Raw genomic sequence first — 21,662 nt, 5'->3', positions numbered from 1 at the left:
GCACACAGAAGAGGAATACGAGTTGGCTCAGGCTCCTACGCCACACGAAAACGCGACTTACGATGCGCATGCCATCGAGAAGCGCTGGGCAGGCTATTGGGAAGAAAACAACGTTTTCAGCCCAATCGACGACGGCTCACGCGAGCGTAAGTATGTCCTCGACATGTTCCCGTACCCTTCCGGTGACCTCCACATGGGCCACGCCGAGGCATTCGCAATCGGCGACGTCGTAGCGCGCCACTGGCTGCACAAGGGCTACGACGTTTTCCACCCGATCGGCTGGGACTCCTTCGGCCTGCCGGCGGAAAACGCTGCGATCAAGAACAACCAGCATCCGTCCGAGTGGACCTACAAGAACATCGACACCCAGGCGGAGTCGTTCAAGCGTTACGCGATCTCCGCGGACTGGAACGCGCGCCTTCACACCTCCGACCCTGAGTACTACCGCTGGACCCAGTGGCTGTTCCTCGAGCTGTTCAAGCACGGCCTTGCCTACCGCAAGAACTCGCCAGTGAACTGGTGCCCTAAAGACCAGACCGTGCTCGCGAACGAGCAGGTCGTCGACGGCGCATGCGAGCGTTGCAAGACGCCTGTGACCAAGAAGTCCCTGAACCAGTGGTACTTCAAGATCACCGACTTCGCAGACCGTCTGCTCGACGAAATGCCAGCCCTGGAAGGGAAATGGCCTGAGCGCGTGCTCGCGATGCAGCGCAACTGGATCGGCCGTTCCCAGGGCGCCAACGTCAACTTCGTGATCGAAGCGGCCGACGGCAAGGACGAGCACACCATCGAGGTGTTCACGACCCGCCCAGACACCCTCTACGGTTCGACCTTCATGGTCGTCGCCGTCGACGCCGAACTCGCAGACCAACTTGTCACCGACGAACAGCGTGCCGCGTTCGAGGAGTACCGCGAATCCGTCAAGGCAGCGTCCGACATCGAACGCCAGTCCACCGACCGTAAGAAGACCGGCGTCTTCCTGGGCCGCTACGCGACCAACCCGGTATCGGGCGCATCCGTTCCGGTCTGGGCATCCGACTACGTGCTGGCCGACTACGGAACCGGCGCGATCATGGCCGTCCCAGCCCACGATCAGCGCGACCTCGAGTTCGCCCGCGCATTCGACCTACCGATCCGCACCGTCGTCGACACCGGCGAAGAAGACCCTGCCGTCAGCGGTGTAGCAACCGTAGGCGACGGCACCCTCATCAATTCCGGCCCGCTCGATGGGCTCAGCAAGCAGGACGCGATCGCCAAGGCCATCGAGATCGTTGAAAAGGCCGGCACGGGACATGAGGCCATCACTTACCGCCTGCGTGACTGGCTCGTTTCGCGTCAGCGCTTCTGGGGCGCACCGATCCCAATCATTCACTGCGAGGCCTGCGGCGAGGTCCCTGTTCCGGAGGCTGAGCTGCCGGTTCGTTTGCCGGAGAACCTGCGCGGCGAGCAGCTTGCCCTCAAGGGCCGTTCGCCACTTGCCGGCGCTGAGGAATGGGTCAACGTCGCGTGCCCTGAGTGTGGCGCCGCCGCTCAGCGCGATACCGACACGATGGACACGTTCGTCGACTCGTCCTGGTACTACTTGCGCTTCGCTTCACCGAACAACGACCAGGCCGCTTTCGATGCCGATGCGGTCAAGCGCTGGTTGCCGGTCGACCAGTACGTTGGCGGCGTTGAGCACGCGATCCTTCACCTGTTGTACTCGCGCTTCATCACCAAGGCGTTGCAGAGCTTCGGCTACCTCGACTTCAACGAGCCATTCAAGGCTTTGCTCAACCAGGGTCAGGTCTTGAACCAGGGCAAGGCAATGTCCAAGTCCCTCGGTAACGGCGTGAACCTGGGCGAACAGCTCGACGAGTTCGGCGTTGACGCAGTCCGCTTGACCATGGTCTTCGCTTCGCCACCTGAAGACGACGTCGACTGGGCGAACGTTTCCCCGTCGGGTGCCGGCAAGTTCCTGGCGCGCGCGTGGCGCGTTGCCCAGGACGTCGCGAGCGAGCCAGGCGCCGATCTCGCGTCCGGCGATCAGGACCTGCGTTCCGTGACCCACAAGAACCTCGCCGAATCGCTCGAGAACCTCGAGAACGGCAAGTTCAACGTCGTCGTTGCACACGCGATGGAGCTGACCAACGCGACCCGTAAAGTCATCGATTCCGGCGCCGGCGCAGCCGACCCAGCCGTGCGCGAAGCCGCTGAGGTTATCGCGTTGCTCTTGAGCCTCGTCGCTCCATACACGGCCGAGGACATGTGGCACATGCTGGGCCACGACGAGCCGCTCGCTCGCGTGCCGTACCCAGAGGTTGACGAGTCCCTCCTCAAGGAAGAGACGATCACCGCCGTGGTTCAGGTCAAGGGCAAGGTGCGAGACAAGCTCGAAGTCCCGGTAGACATCACCGAAGAGGACCTGCAGGCCCGCGCGCTCGCCAACCCAGACGTCCAGCGTTTCATTGGCGATCAAGAGATCCGCAAGGTCATTGTGCGCGCACCTAAGCTGGTTTCGATTGTCGTCTGATGTCTGACCGTTTATCGTCTCTCGCGCGCCGGTTGCCCTCCTCTTTGGAGCGGCATCCGGCGCGTGGGCAACCACGCTTGGGCCACCGCATCGCAGCATTGGCTCGAGCCTATTCGGGCCGACGTCCACGTACGTGGATCATCACTGACTCTGCGGCGGGTTTGAGCGATGAGGTGGTTTCGAGCTACCGCGGCTATCTCTCGGTTGTCCCGATGCACGTGACCGTTGGCGGGCAGGTCTATAACGATGGCGACCCGGACTTGCAGCAGGCGCTTGCTATGGGCTTCGCATTGGGTCAGTCGGTTTCGACGTCGCGTCCGGCACCCGGAAAGTTTCGTGAAGCTTATGATCACGCGGTAGAGAACGGTGCTGAACGCATCATCGTCATCACGATGGCTGGGAAGCTTTCAAACACGGCGGACTCTGCTCGTCTTGCCGCTGAGCAGTGTGCCGTTGATGTTGAAGTGATCGATTCGTGCAGTGCGGGTTTCGGCCAAGCACTGGCTGTGGTTTCCGCGGCCGATGCCGCGATGACGGGACGTGATCCTGTCGAGGCAGCGCAGCATGCGATGGGTTCACACATCTGGCTGACGGTCCCGTCGCTAGACGCGCTGCGAAAGGGTGGGCGCGTCACGATCGCGGCGTCTGTCCTGGGTAATTTACTAAGCATCCGGCCCATCTTGCGGTTCGACGATGCCGGAAGCATCAGCGTTCTGGAACGCGTGCGGCACACCGACCGCGCGTTGCAGAGGCTCGCTGAGCTGGGCATTGCACACGTGAGCGAGGCCGATCCGGGCGACGTTCAGGTCGCCGTTCAGCATTTCGCCGCAGAAGAAGCCGCGTTCGAGGTCGCCGATGCGCTCGAGCCTCACACGTCCTGGCCTGTCACCATTTCACCGCTACCGTCGGTTCTGGCCGCTCATTGCGGGCCAGGGGCGATAGGCCTGGTCGTGCACAGAGTCATGCACAGCGTGGCTGAAGACTGAGGGGATCCTTTCACCGGAACCAATCCGCTTTCCCCAGTGTGACTGCAACCGGCGCACTATCCACAGTGGCGTCATCCTGCGTTTCTGCGTTCATAGCCTGGACGCATGAGCCCGCGCCGCAGTTGCGATCCAGTAGCCCGCGATCCGCTAGTCCGCGATCAACTAGCCACAGAGCTTCCGAGTCCGGAAGACCCTGACGAGGAGTATTCGTGGCTTGACGAACCGCCCCGCCGGCCCCTTCTGGGACGGTGGGGGATCGGCGCGCTTGCTCTCGCACTCTGCGTTCTAGTAGCTGTGCTTGCTTTCCGTTTCTTTACGTCCGGCGCAAATACATTGAAACCAGCCGAGGTTGTCACAGCCAAGTCCGATCCCGCCCCAGAGCCAGTTACTAAGCAGGCACCGACGTCGCCTACAGAACCGCAGACGACCGCGGGAACGCCGTCGCGCATTCGTGTGCACGTCGTCGGTGCTGTGAAGAACCCCGGCCTATACGAGCTTGAGCCGGGATCAATCGCGGCTGACGCCGTCAAGAAGGCTGGAGGATTATCGCGGAAGGCGGACCAAGCAGGGATCAACTTAGCTGCGCCCGTCAACGACGGCGAGCAAATCCGCGTTCCACAACAAGGAGAAGTCAACAGCAACACCGGGGGCGGCCCACCGGGCAACGCTGAAGGTCCAGGTAACACTGGTACACCACCAGTAGCCGATTCTGCGGCCGGCGCGGGAAGTTCACCCGTGGTACGCATCAACTCTGCGAGCGCGGACGAGCTACAGCAACTGCCCGGCGTGGGGCCGGCACTCGCGCAACGGATCCTCGATTTTCGGTCCGAGCACGGGCCGTTCCGCGGGCCGGCTGATCTCGACGCGGTCTCGGGAATCGGTCCTTCCATCCTCGGAAAGATCGAGAAGATGGTCTCGTATGACTAGGCGCACCCATCAGCGCGGTCAGACACAGCGGCAGCGTCGAATGGGGCGGCGCGGGCGAACCCTGCAACCGCTCGCACCAGCGGTCCTGTCTGGTACCGCAGCATGCGTCGCGCTCTGCTGGATCTATAACGTCTATGGTTTCTCGCCTGTTCTCGCGTGGTCTTGCGCGTTTCTTTCAGCGGCTACCGCGGCAGTCCTGTTCTTCGTTCTACGGCTTCGAGTGCCTCGAACACATCCCGGCTCATCCGGCTGGTCTTCTCATTGCTTATCCCATGTTGTGCTCGCATTAGTGATCGTGAGCGCGGGATTTTCCTCGTGTGCGATCGATGCGCAAGACCGGTTGAACGCCCAGGCTTATGTAGCGGACACACCTTTACAGGCGCGTATCGAGGTTACTGACGCTCCGCGAGACATCGGCCAGTCGATGCTGACGCACGTCGCAGTGACACCGCTAGCACCTCCGGGACAGCCAGCTTCTGCACAGCAAGAACAAACCCACACGGAGCCTACCTTCGACGCCGTGATCTTCACCCCATCAGCCCAGTTGCCGGAGGACGCGGTGGTTGGTACGCAATGGACCGCGTGGATACGTGTCAGCGCCGCTCGTGAACGAGCATCGGAACCGGTCAGCGTTGCCGTCCTTTCGCAACCTGTCGCAGAATCAACCGCGCCAACCGGCTTCACGTCGTGGGTGCGAGGCAACCTGCAGGACATCGGGAGGAAATGGGGCGGCGATGCCGGCGCGCTGATACCCGGACTCATCGTGGGTGACCGCTCGAGTCAGTCAGTCGAGCTTGCTGCGTCGATGGTGGTCTCAGGGCTCAGTCACCTCACCGCGGTTTCTGGCGCGAACGTCGCCGCCATGGTTCTCGTTGTTTCGTCGCTGTGTCGCACACTACGTATTCGCGGGGTGATGCTCTACGTCGTGATTCTCACGGTCATCATCGTCTTTACGCATATTGTTGGGCCTGATCCGTCGGTTCTCAGGGCATGCATCACGGGTGCTGTGGGTGCATTCGCGGTGACGGTCGGCAGGCCCGCTGCTTCAATCGCATTGCTTGCCCTCGCGGCAACGACTCTCTTGCTCGTCGACCCGTGGATGCTCTCAGCAGCAGCTTTTCAGCTTTCAGTGCTGGCGACTTTCGGAATACTTGTTGGGTCGCGTCCGATTGCGTCGCTTCTGCAACGCATCAAATTCCCGAGGCTCTTCGCAGAAGTCACAGCGGTATCAGCGGCCGCAACAATCGCGTGCACACCCGTATTGGTTGTCCTGGATCCTGAACAGTCGTTGTGGGTCATACCCATCAACGTGCTGGCTAGCCCCGCCGCCGCTCTCGTAGGACTGGCAGCGCCGATAGTCATGATCCTGGGCTGGATTCCCTGGCCGTGGGGTTGGCCGTTAGCGGCATCAGTTGGATTCCCGGCACAAGCCATCACTGTGCTCGCGCAGTTCTCTGCCGAGAACGCCCCAACGCACCGCTGGCCTGACATGCCGTGGGGTTTCGTTCTAGCGGCCTCACTGAGTTGGGTTCTTCCAGCGACTTTCCTGGTGCTGGCCCAACGCATGCGGCCAGGCCAACTACGCACATTCGTTACCGAGACGCGTCTGCGACTTGAGCAACGGCCGAAGAGCAGGAATCACGACCGGCAAACTCACCGCTGGCAAACTCCCCAGCAGAAGATCGCAGTCATAACGATCTCGGGTCTCATCACCGTCGTCTTAGTGCTTCTCGCCCTCAGCTTCACTAGATCACCTGCTTCAACGACCGCTGAGGTCAAGCCCGGGGACATTCTCTTTTGCGATGTTGGTCAAGGCGATGCACTCGCGCTGATAGGGGAGCACAACAGCGCGCTGCTGATCGACGTGGGTGCAGAGCCTGTACTGATCGATGATTGCTTGACACGTGCCGGAGTCACCAAGCTGTGTGGCGTGGTCATTACTCACCTGGATCTCGATCACGTGGGAGGTATTGAAGGGGCCCTCAGCAATCGAGAACTAGACGGAGAGGTGATCTATGGGACGTCGAAGCGACCTCCGCCGGTAGAAGGCGCTCGGAGAGCTGAGCAAGGGGAGACCATGACGTGCGGCGCATGGGATGCCGAGGTCATCTGGGCTCCGCACACCGCGCATACCGAAAACGGCGCTTCCGTTGTGACGCGGGCCCGCCTGTGGAACGGGGACGCTTTCGACATTGAGCTGATAGACACGGGCGACCTTGAATCGGAGCAGGCACAGTTGATGCTGCAGACGTACGAGCTAGGCGAATCCAACCGAAGCGTACGTGTCCTCAAAGTCGCTCACCACGGCTCTGCGACTGGAGGCACCCAGCTCATCGAAGAATGGAGCCCGGATATCGCGTTGATCGGCGTGGGGGCTGATAACGATTACGGTCACCCACGCCAAGAGATCCTCGAGGCGCTCTACCGCGCTAAAGTGAGCGTTCACAGGACAGACCTCGAAGGCACACTCGTGGTCAGGCCCGTCAATCAATCTGAAGGTTCTGCTCATGGTTCTGCTGAAGGCACTAATCCCGGGGGAGGTGCCGAGGTACTTCATGAGCGTGCGCCAGCGGGTAGCATTTTGGAGTAGGTCTTTATTGTTCCGACCGGGATTATTGTTTTGACCGCGATGCTCTATGCCGTCAAGGAGACACGATGACACCACCTGCCCGCTCAACTCGAGCCGCAAGGGCTAAGGGTGGACAACGCGGCCCAAACTTCCGAACAGCTGAACCGGCTCTGCTCGTTTTCCTCGACGGTGCCGACGACTATCAAGCGGCGAGAGCTTTCGAGATCATCCGCAACAAAGCACGGGAAGCTAACGAGTCCATCGACGTAACCCGCATCGATGGGGAATCGTATGAGCCGTCCCAGCTCATTTTGGCTTCGAGTCCATCGCTTTTCGGCGGAGCGCCACTCATCGAAATTCATGGGCTCGAGAAAATGAATGAGGCCCTCCAAAAAGATCTGCTCAACTATCTTGAAGCGCCCCAAGACGACGCCATCGTGGTCCTCCATCACAGCGGTGGCCAGCGCGGTAAATCACTGGTCAACATCTTGAAGAAGCGGGCCAGCGTCATCGATGTTTCGCCTCTCAAAAAGGACCAGGAGCGTCAGGACTTTGTACTCGGCGAGTTCAAAGCACTGCGCCGAAAAGCAGACCCTGAAGCGGTCCGTGCCCTCGTTGATTCCGTGGGTAGCGATGTCGCGGAACTTGGAGCCGCCGTCTCCCAGCTGGTTTCGGATGTCGATGGCCCAATCACGGTCGATGCGGTGACCACCTATTTCGGTGGCCGGCTTGAGACCACGGGCTTCGCCGTCGCTGACGCGGCAGTCGCAGGCAGGGGAGCGGAAGCGGTCAGCTTGCTGCGGTACGCGCTCGCGAGCGGGCTGGACCCGGTACCGTTGCTCGCCGCGATTGGCGGCAAGGTCCGCCAGATCGCGAAGGTAGCCGGCAACTCTGCGCCTTCGGGCCAGCTCGCTTCCGAATTAGGAATGGCGCCGTGGATGATCAAACAAGCGCAGGCATCATCGCGCCGCTTCTCGCCAACCAACATCTCCAAAGCGGTCCAGCTCATCGCAACCACTGACCACATGCTCAAGGGCGCATCGCGCAACCCCGAATACGCCCTCGAACGTTGCGTGATCGCGATATCGCGCATGGCAGCCGCAGGGCCACGAGCTTCGTAAGCCTTGGCCTCCTAGGCTCTGCGCTTCTTAAAACGCGCTTCCCAACAACGAGCATTAAACAACTCGGGGCCCATCCAAACGGATGGGCCCCAAGCCACGTTCCCGGTTGTACTACCGGTCGTTCAACGTCTATTGATTAGAGACCGTTGACAGCGTGAGCGAGCTTCGACTTGCGGTTAGCAGCCTGGTTCTTGTGAATAACCTTCTTGGTTGCTGCCTTGTCGAGCTTGCGGCTTGCTGCCTGCAGAGCTGGAACTGCTGCTTCCTTGTCACCGGCCTCAACTGCGGCGCGGACCTTCTTTTCGAAAGTGCGCAGCTCGGACTTTACAGCCTGGTTGCGCTGGCGCGCCTTCTCGTTGGTAATAATGCGCTTCTTCTGCGACTTGATGTTCGCCACGTTGTTCCTTCGTGTTGAAGATGAATTGGGTCTGAGGGTTCCGCGACTACCACGACTGAGAGAGTGGGGAACTGGGTCCGGTAGTCACGAGTGCCCGTCGACCACGCGCGGACACACTAGCGACCATCCTAACATTCATTTAGCGTTCATGCCGCATGAGCCGCGCCACAGCGGTTCGCTGTCTTGAGGCCGCCTGCATAGAGGCCACCGACCTAGACATCACTGACCTAGAAGCCACCCACCCGTGTCAGAGTTGCCGGTGGTATTCGCTGATCACGAGGTCGAACCGCGCTTTATCGAGGATCGCCCCGATGCGTCGCAACGATTCCGGGTCGATGCGGATCACACGCGAAACGCGTGCTTCGCTCGGACGGCGTTCCTTGTCCCACGAGCCTGATCCGATGTCAACGAATTCTTCGTGATCGTGGCGGTCGTCATGGTCCTTGGATGTCAGCATGAACCCCAGCAGCCACGGCCCGTCCCAGCCAGCAAGCAAAACTGGCCGGTCTTTGCCCTTCGAATGGTCCTCTTCATATGGCACCCAGGCCCACACGACCTCACCCGGATCCGGGTTCCCATCGGGATGTGGATCGTAGACCGCGTTGAGCCGACCACGGTAGTCACCAGGATATTGAGATTTTTGCGTCGCTTGCTGAGGGCTGCGTTGCGAGGTAGATCCCGACGGACGCCGCACCGTGCGCTGGGCCTGTCCTCTGCGCTGCTCCTCTCCTGTGCGTTGCCTATCGCTTGTGCGCTGAGAAGAGAGGTAGCGTTCGACGAGCGGACGCGCTGCCCGCAGGAGTCTGCTCAGAAATCGACCTTGTGAAGACATGCCTCTAGTTTATGAGGATGAGCCCCGCGCCATAAGTAACTACGTGCATCGCGAGCTACATCCCGCATCACGAGATACAGCCTGCGACATGAGATACTAGGGGAGTTCGTGTTTCGCCGTGTGAAGTGAGGCCCTCTCCGTGTCCCCTAAGGCCGTTACGCCGCAGGTTCCTTCGAAGACCCCGCTGGACGTCATTCGAAACTTTTGCATCATCGCCCATATTGACCACGGTAAGTCGACTCTGGCTGACCGTATGTTGCAGGCGACTGGTGCTGTGGAGCCTCGCGAAATGCGCGCCCAGTACCTCGACAACATGGACATTGAGCGCGAGCGCGGCATCACGATTAAGTCCCAGGCGGTCCGTATGCCGTGGGAGGTCGACGGCCAGACGTTCGCGTTGAACATGATCGACACGCCAGGCCACGTGGACTTCACGTACGAGGTTTCCCGTTCCTTGGCGGCGTGTGAGGGCGCGATTCTTCTGGTCGATGCGGCCCAGGGTATTGAGGCGCAGACGCTTGCGAACCTCTACCTTGCGATGGAGCACGAGCTCACGATCATCCCGGTCTTGAACAAGATCGACTTGCCGAACGCTCAGCCTGATTTCTTCGCTGTTGAGCTCGCTAACCTCATTGGTTGCGAGCCTGACGATGTACTACGCGTGTCCGGTAAAACCGGTGAGGGCGTTGAGGAGCTGCTCGAGAAGATCGTCCGCGATATCCCGGCTCCAGAAGGCGATCTTGAAGCCCCGGCTCGCGCAATGATTTTTGACTCGGTGTACGACGTCTACCGCGGCGTGGTCACGTATGTCCGGGTGGTCGATGGCCGGCTTAAGCCGCGCGAGAAGGTCAAGATGATGTCTTCTGGCGTGAGCTATGAATTGCTTGAGATCGGTGTCTCTTCGCCGGGCCCGATCCCGACGGATGGCTTGGCAGCGGGCGAGGTGGGCTACCTCATCACGGGTGTTAAGGATGTCCGCCAGTCGAAGGTCGGTGACACGGTCACAAACTTCACGAATCCGGCGTCCGAGCACTTGGCCGGCTATGACGAGCCGCAGCCAATGGTTTTCTCGGGTCTGTTCCCGATCGATGGCTCCGACTTCCCGGTGTTGCGTGACGCTCTCGACAAGTTGCGTCTCAACGATGCCGCGCTTGTTTATGAGCCGGAAACCTCCGCAGCCTTGGGCTTCGGCTTCCGCGTGGGCTTCCTTGGCCTGTTGCACCTTGAGATCATTCGCGAACGTCTTGAGCGCGAGTTCAATCTGGACCTCATTTCCACGGCACCGAACGTTGAGTACGACGTCGTGACGGAGGACGGTTCGCACGTTCACGTGACGAACCCATCGGAGTTCCCGGACGGCAAGCTCAAGTCGATCACTGAGCCGATGGTTTCGGCCACGGTCATCACCCCGGCCGAATTCATCGGCGCTGTCATGGAGCTGTGCCAGAGCCGCCGCGGCCACATGATGGGCATGGACTACTTGTCTGAGGAACGCGTCGAGATGCGTTACCGCTTGCCGTTGGCTGAGATCGTGTTCGATTTCTTCGATCACTTGAAGTCGCGCACCCGCGGCTATGCGTCCCTGAACTGGCAGGCCGACGGCTCGCAGGAAGCCGACCTCGTCAAGGTCGATATTCTGCTTCAGGGAGAGCGTGTGGACGCGTTCTCTGCGATCACGCACAAGGACAACGCCTACTCTTACGGCGTCATGATGACCTCCCGTCTGCGCGAGCTGATCCCGCGTCAGCAGTTCGAGGTCCCGATCCAGGCGGCTATCGGTTCCCGCATCATTGCGCGTGAAAACATCCGTGCTATCCGTAAGGACGTTCTTGCCAAGTGTTACGGCGGTGACATTAGCCGTAAGCGCAAGCTGCTTGAGAAGCAGAAGGAAGGTAAGAAGCGCATGAAGATGGTGGGCCGTGTTGAGGTCCCACAGGAAGCCTTCATCGCGGCGCTATCTTCGGACGACAACGGCGGTAAGAAGAAGTAATGGCTCAACTTCCGGAAGGGGATCCTGCCCCTGCCGATGGCTCGCTCAGCCCCGAGTCGGTTGCGCATGCGCGTGAGCGTTCGTTGAGCCTCTACGTTCATATCCCGTTTTGCGCGGTCCGGTGTGGTTATTGCGATTTCAACACGTATACCGCGACCGAACTGGGGCATGGCGCTAGCCAAGATACGTACGCGCTGGCGGCGGCTCGTGAGCTCGATTTCTCGGCTGATGTGCTTCGCAAGGCCGACGCCGAACCTCGTGAATTGTCGACCGTGTTTTTCGGCGGCGGCACGCCAACGCTGTTGCCTGCTAATGACCTGGTGATGATCCTTGATCGTGCGCGTTCGCTGTATGGTTTGGCGCCCGATGCGGAAGTTACCACGGAGGCGAACCCGGATTCGGTCACGCCAGAGTCGCTCGCTCAGCTCAAAGCGGGAGGCTTCACGCGCGTTTCTTTCGGGATGCAGTCCGCTGTTCCCCATGTGCTGGCCACGCTGGATCGGACTCACAGCCCGGAGCGTGTACCGCAGGCGGTTCAATGGGCTCGCGAAGCTGGCTTGGATGTTTCGGTCGACCTGATTTATGGGACACCGGGGGAGTCCATCGATGATTGGCGGACGTCACTCGACGCCGCCTTGGCGATGGAGCCGGACCATATTTCGGCGTATTCGCTCATTGTTGAACCGGGCACCAAGTTGGCGGCTCAGATGCGCCGCGGCGAAGTCCCAGCGGTCGATGAGGATGATCACGCTGAGAAGTACGAGCTGGCTGATGCGGCGCTCGCGGATGCTGGTTTCAGTTGGTATGAGGTGTCCAATTGGGCTCGCTCTGAGCAGCATCAGGCCCGCCATAATGTTGCGTATTGGCGGAACCAGGATTGGTGGGGGATCGGTCCGGGGGCGCATTCGCACATCGGCGGCATCCGTTGGTGGAATGTGAAGCATCCTGCCGCGTATCAACAGCGTATTGATGCGGGTGTTTCTCCGGCCTTGGGGCGTGAAGTCCCGTCCGCTGATGCGACGCATCTTGAGAACATCATGCTCTCGATTCGCTTAGCTAGCGGGCTTCCGGTCTCGCTTTTGTCTGAGCGTGAGCGTGGGCGTCTGCCTGGATTTGTTGCACGCGGCCTGGGCAACATCGTTGACGCTTCTGGCAACACGCAACTGGAAGCTTCGGAAGATAGCCGTTTCGTTTTGACGTTGAAGGGGCGTTTGCTCGCTGACGGACTCGTCCTCGAACTGATTGACAGCTAACAGCGCCGCTAGAACAAGCGCATGTTGAAGCGGTACAGGTATGGCCGGCCCTTGTTGACTTCAACGCCGGCGACGATACCGGAGAAGGTCATGAACAGCCAGACCGCAACGAGCAGTACAGCGAAGATCGAGCCGATTCCCGGGATGAAGATCGCCAAAAGCATAAGCACGAACATGAGGATCGACAGCGGTAGCGTGAAGTTGACAACCTCGCGCGATTCCTGTGCCGTGAATGGTCCACGATCCTTGAAGAGGTAGTGGATGATCATGGCCGGGATGAAACCTGCGATGGCGCTGAAATGCGCGACGGTTGCCCAGCGGCGGTCTTCACTTGGAGCCAACGGGAGGGCTTCAGATGACAGCTCTCTGTCACGAGGCTGCTGTGGCTTCCCAGGCGTCGGGTTCGTCACGCGACTGTCCTCTCCTTTGGGTGTTGGCGTTCATTTCAGTCTAATGGCTTTGAGGGCTATCACGTTGTAGGCCACTCGCCACAGAAACGCGTCTTAAGTGTTTTTCCTCACATGCTTTCGCTGATTGTTTCGCTTCATCGCAAGAAGCCCTCATGCCTCAGCTGACACGAAGTCGATCATGTGCTCAACTTTGCCCAGTAGCTCGGGACGAAGGTCTGCGTAGGTCGAGACCGACTCAAGGATGCGCGAGAAACCAGCCCCGACGTCGGCGTCCGTATCCGAGGGCCAACCGAGGTGGCGCAGGATCCCGCGCTTCCAGTCCTGCCCTCGAGGAATCTGCGGCCACGCGCCCAAGCCGACTTTCTGAGGCTTGACCGCTTCCCACACGTCAACGAACGGATGCCCCACGATCAGTACGTGCTCGCGGGCACCTGGCACGCGCATCGCGTCGGCAGCCAAGCGACTTTCCTTAGAACCTTCGACGAGGTGGTCCAGAAGGATCGCAAGCTTGCGTTGCGAGGTGGGCTGGAACTCTTCAATGAGGCCGGCGAGGTCGTCGGCTCCGTGCATCGGCTCCACGACGATGCCTTCAACGCGAAGGTCGTGGCCCCACACTTTTTCGATCAGCGCGGCATCGTGGATGCCTTCAACCCAGATCCGTGCGGCACGCGCTGTTTTCGCGCGGACTCCTTCGACATACACGGATCCGGAAGCGGAAATCTTAGTCACTTGCGGGGGTTCTGCGACCGAGGCCGGCTCAACGATTTCAACCGGTTCACCGTCGATCCAGAACCCGAAGCCCGCGGGAAACGAGCGCCGGACGCCGCGTCCGTCTTCTAGTTCGAGCACCCGCACCCCACCTGAGCGTTCCGTTCTTATGACTTCGCCGACGAATCCGGTTTCGACGTCTTCCAGAACAAGCCCTACCTGCGCCGCGACTTTACGTGGGGCTTTGCGGGCAGGCTGTGAAATAGATCCGGGACCCCACTGGCTCCAATCCATCACGTGACTCCTTTAGTTAGGCGCTGACACTGAGGGTAACCGGCACGGGCCGCCTCAGCTGATGGGCGCGCCGAGGCAGAGCCCAAGCGTTGCTTGACCCTCACCCGATACAATTGGCACTCGAGCCCTTAGAGTGCCAAACTTGAGGGCACCGCCAACGTTCTAGCGAGGTAGGGGGAGTTCACGTGGTCAGCCCAGACAGCGACAAGCCGATGAGCCGCGCAACTGCGCGTCGCGTGCATGTGTTGCGTGCCGTCGTGGACGATTACGTGAACTCGCGTGAGCCTGTCGGTTCCGCCGCGCTCGTTGAACGCCACAACCTTGGCGTGTCTGCGGCCACGATCCGTAACGACATGGCCGTTTTGGGAGAGCAGGGGCTCATTGAGGCTCCGCACACGTCCGCTGGCCGCATCCCGACCGAGCGCGGTTACCGCTACTTTGTGGACCGCATCGAAGACATTAAGCCGCTATCAGCTGCCGAGCGTCGCGCGATCCACAAGCTCTTGGACGGCGCGGAAGAGCTCGATGACGTCCTCGCGCGCACGGCTCGCGCGCTTTCAGCGTTGACTCAGCAGGTTGCTGTCATCCAGATCCCTAATGTTTCGAACACGCGGATCCGTCACGTTGAGATCCTCACGATGGGCCCAGGGCAAGCCTTGGTTGTGGTGATCGCGAGCAACGGCGATGTCACTCAGCGCATGGTGCAGGCTCCACATGAGGTGTCCGATGTTGATGTTGCGTTGGTACGCGATCAGATCGCTGAGCACATCGTGGGGCAACCGTTGCATGCGGTGACTGACGTTTTGACGTCTGTGGCCGCACAGCCACCTGGCGACCCGACTGGGTTCAACCTTCCGCATCAGCTTCTGGACTTCGCTCACGCTGTGGCTCGCGCGGTCGCTTCGGCCCTTACGGCGCACCAGGTCGATAGGGTAGTACTTTCGGGCACTGCGAACCTTGCCCGCTCACAGCAGGACTTCCGTAAGGACCTCACTGGTTTGTTGGAGACCCTTGAAGAACAGGTTGTCTTGTTGCGTTTGCTTTCAGAAATGGAAGTAGATGAAGACCAGGTTGTGGTGCGCATCGGTAGCGAAAATACGCATGCCGAGCTCACGGACACCTCGGTGGTGGCCAGCAGCTACGGAGAGAACCGTTCGGCGATGCTCGGTGTCTTAGGGCCTACGCGCATGGATTATTCAGGCTCGATGGGCGCGGTGCGTGCAATCGCGCGTTACCTGAACCGGATTCTTTCTAGCTAAAAGCACGCCAATTCACACCCGACGAGAACAGCGAAGGAAAGCGACTTACTAACGTCATGGCTAACCACTACGAAACCCTTGGGGTCTCCCAGGACGCTTCGGATGAGGAAATCAAGCGCGCGTACCGCAAGCTTGCGCGTCAGCTGCACCCGGACTTGAACCCTGGTGAGGATACTCACGAGAAGTTCAAGGCGGTGACCCACGCCTATGAGGTTCTGTCTGATCCGGATAAGCGCCGCAATTATGACCGTACGGGCGATGAGAACGGCGCTGCTGGTGGTTTCGGTGGCGGCGGATTCGGTGGCTTCTCCGATATCTTCGATGCGTTCTTTGGTGGCGGCGGGAGTGGCCGCCCGCAGCCGAAGTCGCGTACTCAGCCGGGCCGCGACGGGCTCGTCCGGGTCCCGATTGACCTTGTTGATGCTGTCCAGGGCAAGGAAGTCAATATCACGGTCTCTACTGCGGTCGTGTGTTCCTTGTGCCACGGCTCGTGCACCGAGGGCGATACACAGCCAGTGACGTGCGAGACCTGCCACGGTTCGGGACATATTCAGCGCCCGGTACGGTCGATGCTCGGTGACGTCATGACTCTCGCTGAGTGCCCTGCGTGTGCGGGCTACGGTTCGCGCCTGGTCAAGCCGTGCCCTGAGTGTAGCGGTGAGGGTCGTGTGCGTGAGAAGGCCGAGAAGACCATCAAGATCCCTGCCGGCGTGGACACGGGTACCCGGATCCAGTTGCAAGGCGAGGGTGAGGCTGGCCCAGGTGGCGGCCCGAACGGCGACCTTTACCTTGAGATCAGCGTTCGGAACCACGCGACCTTTGAGCGCATCGGTAACGATTTGCACGCGACATTGTCGGTTCCGATGACGCAGGCTGCTCTGGGTACCGAGGTCAAGCTCGAGACGTTCGATGGCGACCAAGAGCTCGATATTCAGCCCGGAACCCAGTCCGGCGAGACCCTAACGCTGACTGGTTTGGGTGTTCCGTCGTTGCGTGGCGGTCGCCGCGGTGATCTGAAGGTCACGGTCAACGTTGAGACGCCTAAGAACCTCGACGAGAATCAGCGCGAGCTGTTGGAGAAGCTCGCTGAAGCCCGTGACGAGCAGTTCACCCAGGGCAAGCTCGCCCAGCGGGGTTTCATGAGCCGTTTGCGCGATAAGTTCCGAGGCTAGACGGTGTCGCTGAAATCGTTCATGGACCCGGCGGCCACGCACTGGGAGCCGGGCGGCGTTTACGAGCTGTGTGGGTCTGAGGCTCATCACGTGCGCGTGATGCGTTTCGAGCCTGGCGAGTCGATCCAGGTTGTCGATGGAGCGGGGCGCGCGGCGGTCGTGACGCTGGAACGCGTGGATACAGAGGCTGTCTCAGTCAAGGTTGAGCAGATCCTGCACACATCCTCCGGGGTACGTGTTGGGCTGATTCAGGCGTTGTCGAAGAATGACCGCGATCTGCAGGCTGTCGAGACGTGCGTCGAGATCGGGGCCGACGCGTTCATTCCTTGGCAAGCGGACCGCTCGATTGTCCGCTGGCGTGGGGACCGCGCTGCGAAGGCGCATCAAAAGTGGGTCGATACAGCCGTTCGCGCGACTAAACAGTCGCGTCGGGCTGAACAGCCCGTTGTGGGTTCAATGGTGACCACCAAGCAACTCGTGAATGCGGTTTCTGAAGCCAGCAAGCGGGGAGTCCTTGTTGCCGTGTGCCATGAGGACGCAAGCGACCATCTCGCCACAGTTCTTGCCGCGCACGCGGCCCGCGTTCAGACCGAGCCAGCAACCCCATCGGAAGCTGAAGCTAACAGCGAGGCCCCAGAGAAGACCCAAGAGAAGGCTGCCGATGTTGCGCCAGAGTGGGATGTCGATGTGATGCTTGCGGTCGGCCCGGAAGGCGGCATTTCTCCCGACGAGGTTGGCTCGCTAACACAGGCAGGTGCGGTTTTGGTGTCGTTGGGGCCGCATATTCTGCGCGCATCTACAGCGGGTGCTGTCGGAACGGTCCTAACCCGTCATGTCCTTGCCGAAAAATAAATCGGAGAATACAGCGCAAGATTAAAGCTGTCAGCGAAGTTCTGCACCGTTTGCAAGCCTCGCTTTGGTTTCTATAGAGAACACATGCGAGGCGTCCTAAACTGAAGATAGATTCCGGCTCGGCCGGGTCTGGCGTGAACTTCATATCTACCGAAGCGAGGATGAGCACGCACGTGCCCTTCACATCTAAGAACAGCTCAGCAAAACCGTCCGCGACTGGTTCCGCTGGGGACGCCGGTATTGCGCGCGCACGCATCGATTTCGAATCTGACCAGGCTATGGTTGCGAGCCTCGGTCCCGCAGACACGCTCTTACGGATTGTTGGCGGGGTGTGGCCCGAGGTCACGTTGATTCCTCGCGGTGATTCCCTCGACGTTGCTGGGCCGGTCGATGATGTTAAGGCTGTGCGCCGCGTCGTCGAGCAGGCTCGTGCAGCAGCGGCCGGAGGCAACGCGGTCACGGCAACGCTTATTGAGCGCTGGATTATGGCTGAGCGTCAGCAAGCTGCCGCTAATCCTGATCCTGCGGTGACGGGTGAGATTTTGCGTCATCGCGGCAAGAGCATCCGCCCGAAGACGAATAACCAAGCGGCTTATGTTGAGGCTATGGACGCCCACACGATCACGTTCGGGGTGGGGCCGGCCGGTACAGGTAAGACGTATCTGGCTATGGCACGCGCGGTTGCAGCGTTGCAGTCCGGTGAGGTTGACCGGATCATCTTGACTCGCCCCGCGGTCGAAGCCGGTGAGAACCTTGGTTTCTTGCCGGGAACGCTCTCAGACAAAATCGATCCGTACCTGCGGCCTCTGTATGACGCTCTGCATGACATGGTCGAGCACGAGTCGATTCCGCGTTTGATTGCCGCGGGAACCATCGAGGTTGCCCCGCTGGCTTATATGCGTGGCCGTACGCTGAACAATGCGTTCGTGATCCTCGATGAAGCTCAGAACACGACCGCCGAACAGATGAAGATGTTCCTGACGCGTCTGGGTTTCCGTTCACACATGGTCGTGACGGGCGACATCACGCAGATCGACCTCCCTGGCGGGAAAACCTCGGGTCTCGGTGTGGTTCTGGACATCCTCGACGGCATCGATGACATCGCAATCTGCGAGCTCTCAGCTGAGGACGTCGTACGTCACCGCTTGGTCGGCAAGATCGTGGACGCCTACCAGAAGTGGGATGAAGACCATCAGCGCTTGAGCACCGGCAAGGCTAAGAGGGCGCGCGAGCCTCGCAACGATCACAATCATCACGCACAACACAAGCAAGCACAGCACCGCCAGACGACAACAGAGGAGCCTGAAACGGCATGAGCGTTGAGATCCACAACGAGACCGAACACGAATGCGATCTCGAACAACTTGGCTCGCTCGCCGCGTTCCTGATGGATGAGCTCTACATCCACCCGGATGCTGAGCTCGGCGTGACCCTCATCGATGATGAGGCGATGGAACAGCTCCACATCGACTGGCTGGACCTCCCGGATACAACTGACGTCATGAGCTTTCCTATGGACGAGCTTCGCCCGGGAACACCGCAACGTCCGACACCGCCGGGAGTCATGGGCGACATCGTGATCAGCCCAACCGTTGCGGCAAAGCAGGCAAAGGCTCATGGCCATTCAACTCAAGATGAGATCTGCCTTCTGCTGACCCACGGGTTCCTACATCTGCTCGGTTTCGATCACGATGAGCCTGAAGCTAAGGCGGAAATGTTCGGCTTGCAACGTGAGCTGCTTGAAAAGTTCTTGAACCGACCAGCACCGAAAGAAACTGAAACCCACTAACTTATGACCAGCGTTTTATTGTTCTGCGCCGCGAGCCTTTTCTTTGCTCTGGCGTGGCTATTGAGCACAGCGGAGGCCGCCTTTTTGGCGCTATCTCGCCCGGCGGCTGAAGAGCTCACTGACCATCCGCGCCGCAATCTTTTGCGGAAAATCCTCGCAAAGCCGACTCAGCACACCTACGCCATCAGGTTCTGGCGCGTCTGGACTGAATCTTTGGCGGGCATCGCGCTGGCTTGTGCATTCTTCTACGTTTTCCCGCACCCTTTGGCCGCTGCAGGTCTTGCAGCGCTCGTGACAGCGGTTCTTTCGATCCTCGTCGTTGGTTTTGCCTCGCGTCAGTACGGTCAGCGGCACGCAGAGAAAACCGTTCTCTTTACGGCGTGGATTGTGCGTTTCGTGACGTGGTTGCTCGGTCCGGTGTCCTCGTGGCTTGTTTCGATGGCGACCCCGAAGGGCGCCCGCCCCGGCGCTACCTTCTTCACGGAGGAGCACTTCCGCGACATGCTGGAGCGGGCGTCGGAAACTCATCAGATCGACGATGCCGAAGCGGAACTTATCCACTCGGTTTTCGAGCTCGATGACACGCTGGTTCGCAGCCTCATGGTCCCTCGCACTGACATGGTCACGATCTCTGCCGATTCTTCGGCTGAAGACGCGATCCGGCTGTTCATGCGTTCGGGCTGTTCACGTGTACCGGTGATCGGTGAAGACAACGACGACGTTCGCGGCGTCGTTCACCTCAAAGATGTGATCGGCAACCTGTATTCGGATGAACTCAACGCGACGAACGTTCTTGAGGTTGCTCGGCGTGCGCGATTCGTACCGGACTCGAAGCACGTGAACGAACTGTTGCAAGAGTTTCAGCGCGAATCCACCCACTTCGCGATTGTCGTGGATGAGTACGGCGGCACGGCCGGCCTGATCACCCTCGAGGACTTGCTTGAGGAACTTGTCGGCGACATCGACGACGAATACGACACGGATACACCGGATTACACGCAGCTCGAGGACGGCAGCTACGAAGTCGATGCGGGCTTCCAGATTGAGCACCTCGGTGAGCTGTTTGACCGCGAGTTGCGCGATGAGGATGTCGACACAGTGGCTGGCTTGATCGGCAAGCTCATCGGCAAGGTTCCGATTGTGGGTTCCGTTGCTGAAATCGATGGTTTGCGTCTAGAAGTCATGACCCTTGAAGGCCGCCGCAACCGTCCCGGCAAGATCAGGGTTACCGAGGTTGAGCCGCGAGTTTCGAGTGGCTTTGATTCGGAGGGCTCTGCCGATGAGTTCGTTGATGACTTTGGCGGGGATGACGACGAGTCCACGATGCAACGCTATGAACGCCTGCGTGCCGAGCGAACAGATGAGCATGAGGCGAGGGAAGGCCACAAGGCATCGCGTGGCACACTGGACAGTGAAGATGGGTCCGTTAGGAAAGCTCCGCGGACTTCGACGAACCGTGAAAGCGAGCGCCACTAGATGACTTCAAGTTCCGATTTCCGCGCAGGTTTTATTTCCCTTGTTGGCCGCCCTAATGCAGGAAAGTCGACGCTGACTAACGCGTTGGTGGGGCAGAAGATCGCGATCACGTCGAATAAGCCACAGACAACCCGGCACACGATCCGCGGTGTAGTTCATCGCGAGAATTTTCAACTCATCCTGGTTGATACTCCGGGTATTCACCGCCCGCGGACGTTGTTGGGGCACCGGCTCAACGACCTAGTTGAAGACACTTTGCGGGAAGTCGATGTCATCGGTTTCTGCACGCCCGCAAATCAGGCTGTAGGACCGGGGGATCGGTTCATCGTTGAACAGCTCGCCAAGGTTAAGCGCACGCCGGTCATCGCGATCGTGACTAAGACTGACACGGTTGACAAGGCGAGGGTCGCGAACCACTTGCTCGAGGTCCAGGCGATGGGGGACGAGCTGTTGCCCGGCGGTTTCAAGGACATCGTGCCTGTCTCCGCGGTTAAGGGCGACCAGCTTGACGCGCTTGAAAACGTGATGGCTGAACACATGCCGGTTTCTCCGCCACTGTATCCGGACGGCGATGTCACGGACCAGCCTGAGCTCAAGCTCGTTTCGGAGTTCATTCGCGAAGCGGCTCTTGAGGGTGTCCGCGAGGAACTTCCGCACTCCCTGACTGTGACCATCGAAGAGATGGAACCGCGCGAAGACCGCCCCGAAGACAACCCGCTGACCGACATCTACGCGACGCTGTACGTTGAGCGCGACTCGCAGAAAGCCATCGTGATCGGAAAGCGTGGCTCGCGGTTGCGCGACGTTGGGCAACGCGCCCGCCGCTCGATCGAAGCGATGCTCGGAACCAAGGTCTACCTCGACATCCGGGTCAAGGTCGCCAAGGACTGGCAACGCGACGCCCGGCACCTTGATCGTTTTGGTTTCTAAGCGGATGGCCTCAGTTTTCAAAGGCCCCGTTTCGCTTTCTAACGCTGTTTCGTCATGAATATGCGACCGCACTTGAGGCGAGTGTTAGGTTTGTACACATGATCACGGTGCGCATGCTTCTTCTTGCTTGCCGCGACGAGATGCCAGAGTCCTGAACCTGAGCGTTACCGCTCGGTAAGCACGTT

The 21,662-nt window shown here is 60.0% G+C and carries 18 protein-coding genes; 14 read left to right on the top strand and 4 right to left on the bottom strand.

The features are described 5' to 3' along the window. Positions 1–22: 22 nt before the first annotated feature. From leuS to holA, 5 genes are all read left to right on the top strand, one after another. Positions 23–2,512 (top strand): leucine--tRNA ligase, encoded by a 2,490-nt coding sequence (gene leuS / locus CAY35_RS01205; RefSeq protein WP_258265584.1) that lies wholly within the window; start codon positions 23–25, stop codon positions 2,510–2,512. After that, on the top strand, positions 2,512–3,498 hold the full coding sequence (locus tag CAY35_RS01200; protein ID WP_109302971.1) for a DegV family protein: 987 nt from the start codon (positions 2,512–2,514) through the stop codon (positions 3,496–3,498). The genes leuS and CAY35_RS01200 overlap by 1 nt, the downstream gene beginning before the upstream one ends. A gap of 105 nt (positions 3,499–3,603) precedes the next feature. Then, positions 3,604–4,425, top strand: coding sequence for a helix-hairpin-helix domain-containing protein (locus tag CAY35_RS01195; protein ID WP_109302970.1), 822 nt, complete (start codon positions 3,604–3,606; stop codon positions 4,423–4,425). A gap of 295 nt (positions 4,426–4,720) precedes the next feature. Next, positions 4,721–7,015, top strand: a complete 2,295-nt coding sequence (locus CAY35_RS01190) for a ComEC/Rec2 family competence protein (RefSeq protein ID WP_181377438.1) — start codon at positions 4,721–4,723, stop codon at positions 7,013–7,015. Between the two features lie 65 nt (positions 7,016–7,080). After that, a complete protein-coding gene (holA, locus tag CAY35_RS01185) occupies positions 7,081–8,115 on the top strand; it encodes a DNA polymerase III subunit delta (protein WP_109302968.1) in 1,035 nt (344 codons plus the stop codon). A 136-nt stretch (positions 8,116–8,251) separates the two neighbouring features. On the opposite strand, the gene rpsT is transcribed toward holA, so the two are convergent. Both rpsT and CAY35_RS01175 read right to left on the bottom strand, forming a co-directional pair. Then, on the bottom strand, positions 8,252–8,512 hold the full coding sequence (gene rpsT / locus CAY35_RS01180) for a 30S ribosomal protein S20 (protein ID WP_101629328.1): 261 nt from the start codon (positions 8,510–8,512) through the stop codon (positions 8,252–8,254). 247 nt (positions 8,513–8,759) lie between these two features. Then, a complete protein-coding gene (locus CAY35_RS01175; protein ID WP_109302967.1) occupies positions 8,760–9,344 on the bottom strand; it encodes a type II toxin-antitoxin system PemK/MazF family toxin in 585 nt (194 codons plus the stop codon). A gap of 139 nt (positions 9,345–9,483) precedes the next feature. Here CAY35_RS01175 and lepA point away from each other — a divergent pair, with 139 nt between their 5' ends. Then, positions 9,484–11,334, top strand: a complete 1,851-nt coding sequence (lepA, locus tag CAY35_RS01170; protein ID WP_109302966.1) for a translation elongation factor 4 — start codon at positions 9,484–9,486, stop codon at positions 11,332–11,334. Next, the gene (gene hemW, locus CAY35_RS01165) at positions 11,334–12,587 is read left to right on the top strand and encodes a radical SAM family heme chaperone HemW (protein WP_109302965.1); all 1,254 of its coding nucleotides are present in this window, start codon (positions 11,334–11,336) and stop codon (positions 12,585–12,587) included. Before lepA ends, hemW begins: the two co-directional genes overlap by 1 nt. An 8-nt stretch (positions 12,588–12,595) precedes the next feature. On the opposite strand, the gene CAY35_RS01160 is transcribed toward hemW, so the two are convergent. Next, on the bottom strand, positions 12,596–12,997 hold the full coding sequence (locus tag CAY35_RS01160; protein WP_101629324.1) for a DUF4870 domain-containing protein: 402 nt from the start codon (positions 12,995–12,997) through the stop codon (positions 12,596–12,598). 150 nt (positions 12,998–13,147) lie between these two features. Beyond that, positions 13,148–13,999 carry a DUF3097 family protein gene (locus CAY35_RS01155; RefSeq protein ID WP_109302964.1) on the bottom strand — a complete coding sequence of 284 codons (852 nt, stop codon included), beginning with the start codon at positions 13,997–13,999 and terminating at the stop codon, positions 13,148–13,150. 212 nt (positions 14,000–14,211) lie between these two features. Here CAY35_RS01155 and hrcA point away from each other — a divergent pair, with 212 nt between their 5' ends. The 7 genes from hrcA to era all read left to right on the top strand — a co-directional run bounded on the left by hrcA (position 14,212) and on the right by era (position 21,477). After that, positions 14,212–15,258, top strand: a complete 1,047-nt coding sequence (hrcA, locus tag CAY35_RS01150) for a heat-inducible transcriptional repressor HrcA (RefSeq protein WP_109303067.1) — start codon at positions 14,212–14,214, stop codon at positions 15,256–15,258. Between the two features lie 56 nt (positions 15,259–15,314). Then, positions 15,315–16,430 carry a molecular chaperone DnaJ gene (gene dnaJ / locus CAY35_RS01145; RefSeq protein ID WP_109302963.1) on the top strand — a complete coding sequence of 372 codons (1,116 nt, stop codon included), beginning with the start codon at positions 15,315–15,317 and terminating at the stop codon, positions 16,428–16,430. 3 nt (positions 16,431–16,433) lie between these two features. Continuing rightward, the gene (locus CAY35_RS01140) at positions 16,434–17,282 is read left to right on the top strand and encodes a 16S rRNA (uracil(1498)-N(3))-methyltransferase (protein WP_258265567.1); all 849 of its coding nucleotides are present in this window, start codon (positions 16,434–16,436) and stop codon (positions 17,280–17,282) included. Positions 17,283–17,455: 173 nt separating this feature from the next. Beyond that, positions 17,456–18,598, top strand: a complete 1,143-nt coding sequence (locus tag CAY35_RS01135; protein WP_375231727.1) for a PhoH family protein — start codon at positions 17,456–17,458, stop codon at positions 18,596–18,598. After that, positions 18,595–19,071 (top strand): rRNA maturation RNase YbeY, encoded by a 477-nt coding sequence (ybeY, locus tag CAY35_RS01130; protein WP_101629320.1) that lies wholly within the window; start codon positions 18,595–18,597, stop codon positions 19,069–19,071. Before CAY35_RS01135 ends, ybeY begins: the two co-directional genes overlap by 4 nt. A 3-nt stretch (positions 19,072–19,074) precedes the next feature. After that, a complete protein-coding gene (locus CAY35_RS01125) occupies positions 19,075–20,547 on the top strand; it encodes a hemolysin family protein (protein WP_109302960.1) in 1,473 nt (490 codons plus the stop codon). Next, the gene (gene era / locus CAY35_RS01120) at positions 20,548–21,477 is read left to right on the top strand and encodes a GTPase Era (protein WP_109302959.1); all 930 of its coding nucleotides are present in this window, start codon (positions 20,548–20,550) and stop codon (positions 21,475–21,477) included. It begins immediately after the preceding gene. Positions 21,478–21,662 lie beyond the last annotated feature (185 nt).

Origin of the sequence: Pseudoglutamicibacter cumminsii, from assembly GCF_003143995.1 — a bacterium.
Lineage (GTDB): Bacteria > Actinomycetota > Actinomycetes > Actinomycetales > Micrococcaceae > Pseudoglutamicibacter > Pseudoglutamicibacter cumminsii_B.
This window is presented reverse-complemented; position numbering and strand designations above follow the sequence as displayed.

Coding starts and splice junctions, on each gene's coding strand:
- CAY35_RS01200 (WP_109302971.1), top strand. CDS start 2,512: ATGTCTGACCGTTTATCGTCTCTCGCGCGCCGGTTGCCCTCCTCTTTG.
- CAY35_RS01195 (WP_109302970.1), top strand. CDS start 3,604: ATGAGCCCGCGCCGCAGTTGCGATCCAGTAGCCCGCGATCCGCTAGTC.
- holA (WP_109302968.1), top strand. CDS start 7,081: ATGACACCACCTGCCCGCTCAACTCGAGCCGCAAGGGCTAAGGGTGGA.
- CAY35_RS01175 (WP_109302967.1), bottom strand. CDS start 9,344: ATGTCTTCACAAGGTCGATTTCTGAGCAGACTCCTGCGGGCAGCGCGT.
- hemW (WP_109302965.1), top strand. CDS start 11,334: ATGGCTCAACTTCCGGAAGGGGATCCTGCCCCTGCCGATGGCTCGCTC.
- CAY35_RS01155 (WP_109302964.1), bottom strand. CDS start 13,999: ATGGATTGGAGCCAGTGGGGTCCCGGATCTATTTCACAGCCTGCCCGC.
- hrcA (WP_109303067.1), top strand. CDS start 14,212: ATGAGCCGCGCAACTGCGCGTCGCGTGCATGTGTTGCGTGCCGTCGTG.
- dnaJ (WP_109302963.1), top strand. CDS start 15,315: ATGGCTAACCACTACGAAACCCTTGGGGTCTCCCAGGACGCTTCGGAT.
- ybeY (WP_101629320.1), top strand. CDS start 18,595: ATGAGCGTTGAGATCCACAACGAGACCGAACACGAATGCGATCTCGAA.
- CAY35_RS01125 (WP_109302960.1), top strand. CDS start 19,075: ATGACCAGCGTTTTATTGTTCTGCGCCGCGAGCCTTTTCTTTGCTCTG.
- era (WP_109302959.1), top strand. CDS start 20,548: ATGACTTCAAGTTCCGATTTCCGCGCAGGTTTTATTTCCCTTGTTGGC.